The organism is Vibrio methylphosphonaticus, assembly GCF_023634655.1.
Classification (GTDB): domain Bacteria; phylum Pseudomonadota; class Gammaproteobacteria; order Enterobacterales; family Vibrionaceae; genus Vibrio; species Vibrio methylphosphonaticus.
This window is the reverse complement of sequence record NZ_JAMKMS010000041.1, coordinates 1-10,192: the sequence shown is the minus strand read 5'-3', so window position 1 is coordinate 10,192 and position 10,192 is coordinate 1. Positions and strand designations below refer to the sequence as shown.

Below are 10,192 nucleotides of genomic sequence, written 5' to 3'. Positions count from 1 at the left end.
AACGACAACAGACGCTAACATTGACGTGACGGTTGACTCGGTTAATGACATTCCGGTCGCAGGTTCAACCACATATTCAGTGAATGAAGACGGCATCATCACTATCTCTGACGATCAACTGCTAGCGAACAGCTCAGACGTTGAAGGCGAGGTGAGTGTTAGTGATGTGTCTTACTCTGGCACAGACGGTATCTTCACCGATAACGGCGATGGTACGTACAGCTTTGCACCAAACGAAAACTTCAACGGCGATGTGTCTCTAGACGTCACTGTTGTAGATGAAGACGGTGCAACAGCGGACACCACGGCTGGTATTGACGTGATTGCGGTGAACGATGCGCCAGTTTCGGGAACTGTCGCATATTCAGTCGATGAAGATGGCGCTATCACTCTGAATCAAGAGCAATTGCTAGCTCAAGCATCAGATGTTGAAGGTGACGCATTAACAGCGTCTAACCTCAGTGTAGGAGGCGATGCGAACGTTGTAGACAATGGTGATGGTACATTTACTATCACCCCAGACGCTAATTTCAATGGCGAAATAGACCTTAACTTTGATATCAGCGATGGTACTGACACCATAGTCGCGACTGGCGGACTTACCGTTAATCCAGTTAATGATGCGCCCGAAGTTTCAGGTATCAGTGCGCAAGTCGATGAAGATAATAGTATTACCATCACTCAAGAACAGTTACTTGCCAATGCCACAGATGTTGATGGTGATGAACTAGTTGCGAGTAACCTCCAGCTGTTTGGTGTCGAGGCCGAGATCGTTCAAAACGAAGATGGCTCGTTTACCATCACACCAGAAGATAACTTCAATGGCGAACTAGACTTCACGTATACCGTGTCCGATGGGCAAGAAAATGTCATGACGACACTGGACCTAACAGTCAACCCGGTAAACGACGCACCTGATGCAGGTGATGATATTTACATACAAGCCGAGGAAGATCAGACCGTTGGCGTCAGTATGCGTGAAGAGCCCGCGATTCGACTCGACCAACAACCTGAATTTGGTACTGTTCAGGCGAATATTGAGGATGAATGGGTCACTCTAGAAGTCGGACAAGAGGTAGCGCCTGACACCGAGATCCGCTTTGTTCCTGATGAAACAGCGGTTGCAGATTCCACGTCGACCACGCAGCTAGGGACATTTGATGACAACGCTACGATAAGTGATTGGGGAGATGAGGTAGACTCCCATACTCGTCAGTTTAACGATGGTGATTTGACCGTTACAACACAAAGCACCGACGGACCGCTCGGTGCTTGGAACGGTAACACTCATATCGGTCATGGTATTGGTGATACCGACAGGCAGGGGCTGAGCGGTGACGAACAGCTAGTCGTGACGGTAGAAGGTCAGGATATCAACGAAATCAGCTTCAACCTAGATGGGTTAGGTGGCTGGTTTATGGAAGAATCCAGACACTTTACCGAGGTGGAAATCCGAGCATTCGATGCGGATGGTAACCTCATAGACTCAGAAACCTACCACAAAGATGATCGTAACAGCTACGAACATGAATACACTTTAACCACGGATGAACCAGTCGCTCGCTTCGAGCTTGGTACCGTCCAAGGTAATGGTACGTATGTCGTTCAAAACATGTCAGTGTCGCAAACTCTGCCAGATGATGTGGTCTTTACCTCTATTGGTATTGACGGTACCGAGGTCACAGAGACTATCAACCTAAATCTTCGCGAAGGAGATCAGGAGATCGATCTAAGCGCTGACTTACCTGCAGTTACAACGGCTGAGGAAGGAGCTGAGGGCTTCGCTTCCATCGTTATTACTGAAGAACAATTGTTAGCACAAGCAAGCGATATTGACGGTGATGAACTCGATATCATTAATCTTGAACTTGAAGATGAAAACGCGACCTTAACTGATAATGGCGATGGTACATGGACAGTGACACCAAACGAGAACTTCTCTGGTGATATTGATCTTACGTATCAAGTGACTGACGGCGAATTGGTTGACGACAACACCATTCATATCAATTTTGCCGAAGTCAATGATGCACCTGTAGTGTCCGGCCCTGTGATATTAAGCACTGAAGAAGACAATTCGATTACTTTCACTGACGAGGATCTTCTTGCTAATGCTTCTGATGTTGAAGGCGACGAGCTAAGTATTTACAACGTCAGTTATAACGGCGACAGCGGTGAGCTCACTGATAACGGTGACGGCACTTACACTTTTGTTCCCAATGAAAACTTCAATGGTGATGTTGACCTCAGCTTCGGCGTGAGTGACGGTGAAGACGTCACCATGAATAACATCGACTTGAACGTAATTCCGGTGAACGATGTCCCAGTTCCTGGTGCACCTTTGAACCTTGATATGCTAAATGACGGCACCATGACCATTAGCACGTCTAGCTTGCTCGCCGGCGCGACTGATGTCGATGGTGATATTTTACACGTTGAGAACCTTGTTCTGACCAACCAACTTGACGGTACTTTGGTTGACAACGGCGACAATACCTTTAGCTTTACGCCTGCAGAAGGCTTTACCGGTAATGTTTCACTCTCCTTTGATATCAGTGATGGGCAGGCATCAGCACCGAGTTCGTTGAACGTTGATGTTGTTGATTCAAACGTGGGGCCAGATGTAACCGGTCCGTTATCTGCGACAGTAGAAGAAGACGGTACGATTACCTTAACTCAAGAAGAGCTACTCGCTAACGCCAGTGATCTTGATGGTGATGACCTCACAGCCGTGAATCTTGGTACCAATGATGAAAACGCGACCATTGTTCAAAACGAAGATGGCAGCTTTACCATTACACCGAGTGAAGATTTCTACGGCGACATCGACTTTACGTATGACGTGACCGATGGCATCGCAACGGTTGGGACTGCGCTCGATCTTACGGTAACACCGGTTAACGACGCGCCAGACGTGCCTGATTTGTCATTCAATGTTTTAGAAGACGAATCTGTCACCATTACGACGGAAGAGTTGCTTGCACAAGCAACAGACGTAGAAGGTGATGACCTCAGTGTCGTTAATGTTAATTCTGACGATCCAAATGTCACAGTCACCGATAATGGCGACGGTACTTATACATTGACGCCAGCACCAGAGTACAGTGGCAGTGCTGGTCTAACGTTTGATGTCAGCGACGGCACTGACACCGTCACTGCTGACATTGCACTGAAAGTTCAATTCGTCAACGATGCGCCAGAAGCAGAACCTGTCGTCGCAGAAATGGACGAAGATGGTGTTATTTTGGTGACTCAAGAAATGCTGCTAGAAAATGCCATCGATAGAGATGGCGACTACTTGCTAGCGGAAAACTTAGAGACGAATGACTTGAATGCAACCATTGTCGATAATGGCGATGGCACGTTCAGCGTGACACCGTCACAAGACTTTAATGGAGATATTGCCTTCAGCTACAACGTCTCTGATGGTGAGCTTGACACAACAAGCGAACTTACGCTGACCGTTAACCCAGTCAACGATGCTCCGGATGTGACACCACTTAACGTCGAAATCCAAGAAGATAATACGCTCATATTTACGGAAGAACAGCTTCTTGCTCAAGCAACCGATGTTGAAGGCGATGAGCTTAGTATTACTGACGTGAGTTACACAGGCGATGAGGGTTCGCTGGTCGATAATGGCGATGGTACTTACACCTTTACGCCAGAAGAGCACTTTAGCGGTAATCTAGATATAGGCTTTACCGTATCTGATGGCGAAGCAGAAGTTGCCCAAACTATTGGCGTCAACGTAGAAGCTGTCGCCGATGCGCCTGATTTAGAAGTGACAACCGGAGATGGTAGCACAGTCACTGACGAACCAATCGTCGTCGAGCCTGGTAGCACCACTGAACTTAACATAGGCGCTGCTTTGGTTGACCAAGACTTGTCTGAAACATTAACTCTCGAGGTTGGAGGCTTACCAGAAGGCACTGTGATCCGCTACGACAACGAGGGCGTTCTTGACGACCAATCGAGTGGCATCACGAGTTACGAAACGACAGATGTTACGGTGACTTTCGAAGGCGAAGGTGCTGGGTTCCAGAACACAGCGGGTTACTACACCGTCGATGAAAGCGGCAATATTACTGACGTAAACATTGGCTTTGAGAACGCTTCACAGGTTGGTTCCGGTGGTGACCTTATCCCAGGTCAATCGTCGATTACCTTTGAAGTTGAAGAGGGTGAAAGCTTCAACCTCTTTGTTATTCCGAATGGCTTCAATCAAAATGATTTCGACTCGATGCAAGATGGAACGTTTATGTTCCGTGATGCCGATGGCAATCCGGCAACCGTAGACTCGGTTGACCCTCAATTAGTACATATTGATTCAGATGGAAACGAAACCGTTATTCAGAGCCAGTTTGGGGACTCAGTCTTCCATGGTGGTACAAACACTAATCTCAACCAAGATGGTATTGAGCATACTAGAACCACGCTGAATGAAGACGGTGACATTGTTTATGGTATCGAAGATATTTATGGAGGTGGAGATCGCGACTACGATGATTTCACCTTTACCGTTGACGTTGGTGAAACCAACAGTCAAATTCTTCAAGGCGAGATCGTCGTTGGCGAAGATGGCACTGCGGTTCTGCCAACGTTGGTCATCGATCAGAACATCGAAATCACCTTCCCAGAAGATTACACAGGCTCGACAGCGCTAGAAATTAAAGCGACAGCAACAGAGCTATCCAATGACGATGAATCAAGTACAATTCAGGTTGTTAACTTCGAAGTAGACCATGCGCCAGAGGCAGATTCAGTCACAGCACAGGTCGACGAAGACGGCTCCATTACCATTACTCAGGAACAGTTGTTAGCCAATGCGACCGATCTTGATGGCGATGCTCTCACAGCACTTAACCTAAGAACCGACGATGAGAATGTTTCGGTTGTCGATAACGGTGATGGTACCTTTACCATCACTCCAAACGATGACTTCAACGGTGATGTTGACCTCAACTTTGATGTTAGCGACGGTGACCAAGTTGTATCGACAAATCTCGATTTGACCGTTAATCCAGTGAACGACGCTGCTGTTGTGGAAGATGTCGGTTATAACATTCAAGAAGATGGTTCATTGACCTTTACTGATGAGCAGCTTCTCAGTGGCGCATCGGACATTGATGGCGATGAGCTTTCGGTTTCTGATGTGAGCTACTCGGGAACTGAAGGGGTATTTACCGAAAATGGTGACGGCACTTATACCTTCTCACCTAACGAAAACTTCAATGGTGACGTCGATTTAAGCTTCTCAGTCAGCGACGGTACGACGACCACAGACGCGAATATTGATGTGACTGTGGAGTCGGTTAACGATGTTCCAGTTGCCGGTTCAACCACATACTCAGTGAATGAAGATGGCATTATTACTATCTCTGATGACCAATTACTTGCTAACTCGAGCGATGTAGAAGGTGACGTTTCAGTCTCTGACGTCAGCTACTCAGGTACCGATGGTATCTTCACTGACAACGGCGATGGCACGTACAGTTTTGCACCGAATGAAAACTTTAATGGTGATGTATCTCTAAACGTGACCGTCATAGATGAAGATGGGGCGACGGCTGATACCACGGCTGGTATCGAAGTGATTGCTGTGAATGATGCGCCGGTCTCAGGTGACCTCGCTTACTCGGTCGATGAAGATGGCTCGATTATACTCACTCAAGATCAGCTATTGTCACAAGCCAGTGATGTTGAAGGCGATGCATTGACAGCACTTGATGTGACAGCCGCAAGCAATGCCACTGTAGTTGCCAATGAGGATGGTTCATTTACCATCACGCCAGACGCCGATTTCTACGGCGATATCGATCTTAATTTCTCGGTTAGTGATGGTACGGACACGACTGTAGCTAATATCGACTTGACCGTAAATCCGGTCAACGATGCCGCTGCGATTGTCGAAGACGTCGCTTACACTATCGAAGAAGATGGCTCATTGACGTTCACCGATGAGCAGCTACTTGCCAACGCGACCGATGTCGATGGCGATGCGCTAACCGTTGAGTCTGTCAACTACAACGGTACAGAAGGCGTCTTTACAGACAACGGCGATGGAACCTACACGTTCGCACCAAATGAAAACTTCTCCGGCGAGGTTGATTTACTGTTTGAAGTTTCCGATGGTACAGAGATCACGCCCGCCAATATTGACATCACTGTAACGGAGGTTAATGACCTACCAGTTGCTGGTTCAACAACTTACAGCGTGGATGAGGATAATATCCTTACCTTCACCAACGAGCAGTTACTCGCGAACAGCTCAGATGTTGAAGGAGATGTGGCCATATCCGATGTCGCTTACTCAGGTACCGACGGTATCTTTACCGATAATGGTGACGGCTCTTATAGCTTTGCACCAAATGAAAACTTCAACGGTGAAGTATCCATTGATGTGATTATCGTTGACGAGCAGGGAGCCACTGCAGAGACCACCGCTGGCGTGCAAGTTATCGCGGTTAATGATGCCCCCGTCTCTGGAGACCTGGCTTACTCCGTCGATGAAGATGGTTCAATTACTTTGACTCAAGAGCAATTGCTATCTCAAGCATCTGATGTTGATGGCGATGACCTCACAGCGGCCAACTTAAGCGCAGGGGATAACGCTACCGTTACGGCTAATGAAGATGGTTCATTCACCATCACGCCAGACGCAGACTTTAATGGTGATATCGACTTAAGCTTCGACATTTCAGATGGTACAGACACCATCGTGGCTAACGCTGACCTCACTGTGAATCCAGTGAATGACGCAGCGGTTGTTGAAGATGTGGGTTATACCATCCAAGAAGACGGTTCATTGACCTTTACCGATGAGCAGCTTCTAGCCGGTGCCTCTGACATTGATGGTGATGACCTATCCGTTGCCGACGTATCGTATACTGGCACTGATGGTGTGTTCACCGACAATGGTGATGGTACGTATACCTTCTCACCAAATGAAAACTTCAATGGTGAAGTCGACCTTAATTTCTCTGTCAGTGACGGTACAACGACCACAGAGGCGAATATCGATGTTACGGTCGAATCCGTCAACGATATTCCTGTCGCAGGTTCAACGACCTACTCGGTGGATGAAGATGGTATCATTACCATCTCCAATGAGCAGTTGCTTGCCAACTCAAGTGATATAGAGGGAGAGGTTGCTGTCGATGATGTGTCATACACAGGCACAGATGGCATCTTCACTGATAATGGTGACGGTACTTATAGCTTTGCACCAAATGAAAACTTCAACGGCGATGTATCTCTAGACGTCATTGTTGTAGATGAAGACGGCGCGACGGCGGAGACCACTGCTGGCATTGACGTGATTGCCGTAAACGATGCGCCAGTCTCTGGCGACCTGGCTTACTCAGTCGATGAAGATGGTTCAATTACGCTATCTCAAGAACAGTTATTGGCTCAAACGAGTGACGTAGAAGGTGACGACCTCACCGCAGCCAACCTAAGCGCAGGCGATAACGCAACTGTCACAGCCAACGAAGATGGGTCGTTTACCATCACACCTGATGCGGATTTCAATGGCGACATTGACTTAAGTTTCGACCTTTCTGATGGCACGGATACCATCGTTGCAAACGCTGATCTCACAGTAAATCCAGTGAATGACGCTGCGGTTGTGGAAGATGTGGGTTACACCATCCAGGAAGATGGGTCGTTGACGTTTACTGACGAACAGCTGCTTGCCGGTGCTTCTGATGTTGATGGCGATGATCTCTCTGTATCAGATGTTGCTTATACTGGTACAGACGGTGTATTCACTGATAATGGTGATGGTACTTACACCTTTGCACCTAACGAAAACTTCAATGGCGATGTTGACCTCAAGTTCTCCGTCAGCGACGGTACAACGACAACGGAAGCGAATATTGACGTAACAGTTGAATCTGTCAACGATATTCCGGTCGCAGGTTCAACGACATACTCAGTCAATGAAGATGGCATTATTACCATCTCAAATGACCAATTGCTCGCGAATAGTTCCGATGTTGAAGGTGATGTCAGCGTCAGTGATGTGTCTTACTCTGGTACAGACGGTATCTTTACTGATAATGGTGACGATACCTATAGTTTCGCACCAAACGAAAACTTCAATGGCAACGTATCACTTGATGTGACAGTTGTGGATGAAGACGGTGCGACAGCGGATACCAATGCAGGCATCGATGTCATTGCCGTAAACGATGCACCCGTTTCTGGTGACCTTGCTTACAACATCAATGAAGATGGTTCAATTACACTGACTCAAGAGCAGTTGTTGTCTCAAGCTTCCGATGTTGATGGCGATGACCTCACCGCTGACAATCTAAGCGCAGGGGATAATGCGACCGTTGTCGATAATGGTGACGGTACGTTTACGGTAACGCCGGACGCTAATTTCAACGGCAATATTGACTTAAGCTTTGATATTTCTGATGGTGCTGAAACTATCGTGGCGAACGCTGATTTATCCGTTAACCCGGTCAATGATTTACCAACCACTTCCGATGTTTACGCCAATGTTGACGAAGACAACACCATCACCATCACGCAAGAGCAGTTGCTTGCTAATGCTGCTGATATAGAAGGTGACGCTCTTACTGCTGACGATCTCGTGGCTGAAAATGCAACTATTGTCGACAATGGCGATGGAACATTCTCAATTACACCAGATGAAAATTTCAATGGTTACATCGATGTCGCATACAGTATCAGCGATGGTGACACACCAGTCGCCGCTAACCTTGGCTTAACAGTTGACCCCGTCAATGACGCTCCGATTGTATCCGCCGATGTCGCCATTACGATTGAGGAAGATGGGTCGTACACCATTACTCAAGAAGAACTGCTTCAGTTTGCCACAGACATCGAAAATGATGACATGACAGCAATCATTGGAGAGCAGGGCGACGATACTACCGTAACGGGTACAGTGCTTGATGCAGAAAGCAGTCGTCCGGTCTCTGGTGCAGAAGTTACACTCACCGATAGCGCGGGTAACAGTTATACAGCAGTGACAGACGACTCAGGTAACTATTCAGTCAGTGGCTCTATTGTCAATGAAGGAACAGTGACCATAGAACAAGAGGGGTCGATCACCACTAGCTTTATCGTACCTGCGGGTGAAGACACTAACGGAGGTGTAACGGCAATCTCTGAAGTTCTTGATGATGCGGACATGCGAGTTGTCGTGACGTGGGGCGATAGCCCTCGCGATCTCGATAATCACCTATGGTTGTTTGACCAAGACTCTGGACAAGAACTTGACCATATCTACTACCGAGATATGAGTTACACCCAAGAGTCGGGAGACCGAGTTGAGCAAGATGTCGACGATGTAAATGGTAATGGGCCAGAAACCATTACCATTCCTAACTACGAAGACATGAACATGCACTATTCTGTGCACAATTATAGTGGGCGTAGTTGGGATGTAGACGGGGTCGAAGATGTTCAAGTTCAAGTCTTTGTTGGTGATACCCTAGTTCAGTCCTTCTCGCCAGATCTCCCGGACAATCCAGAAGGTGATCATTGGCATGTATTCGATATCGTTGATGGTGTTATTGTACCGAGTCACGATGTGAGCACTGTCAGCAACTTCGACTTACCAACATCAGAAGAGATCGCAGCTTCAGATAATGTCATTGATATTTCTGAAGTCGTATTGGGTGAGCCTGATGAGACGGACGCTAACGAAGAAACTGAAGGCAATGAACTAAGCATTGGCGACATCGCTATTGAAAATGCGCTTATTACTGACAACGGTGATGGAACCTATACCATTACGCCAGAAGAGAACTTTAACGGTGAGTTCTCCATTAGCTATAACGTTGATGATGGAAATGGTGGTGTAACACCTACTGAGCTTGATGTCACAGTGACCGCTGTGAACGATCTTTCGGTCATTTATGACCATGACTACACCATCAATGAGGACGGTTCTTTAACCTTTACTGATGAACAGCTTCTCGCTGGTGCTACCGATATCGACGGTGATGACCTAACAGTAGAGTCTGTGAATTATGAGGGCACCGATGGCGTGTTTACCGACAACGGTGATGGCACTTATACTTTCGCGCCAAACGAGAACTTCAATGGCAATGTGGACCTTACTTACGATGTAAATGATGGCACGGATACCGTATCCGCCAACATTGATGTACAAGTTGTTCCAATTAATGATGTTCCAGTCGCGGGCTCA

1 protein-coding gene is annotated in these 10,192 nt (G+C 47.3%); it reads left to right on the top strand.

Annotated elements, in window-relative coordinates; genetic code table 11:
* A partial coding sequence (locus M9196_RS22980; protein ID WP_250619832.1) for a tandem-95 repeat protein occupies positions 1-10,192 on the top strand: 10,192 nt, incomplete at both ends.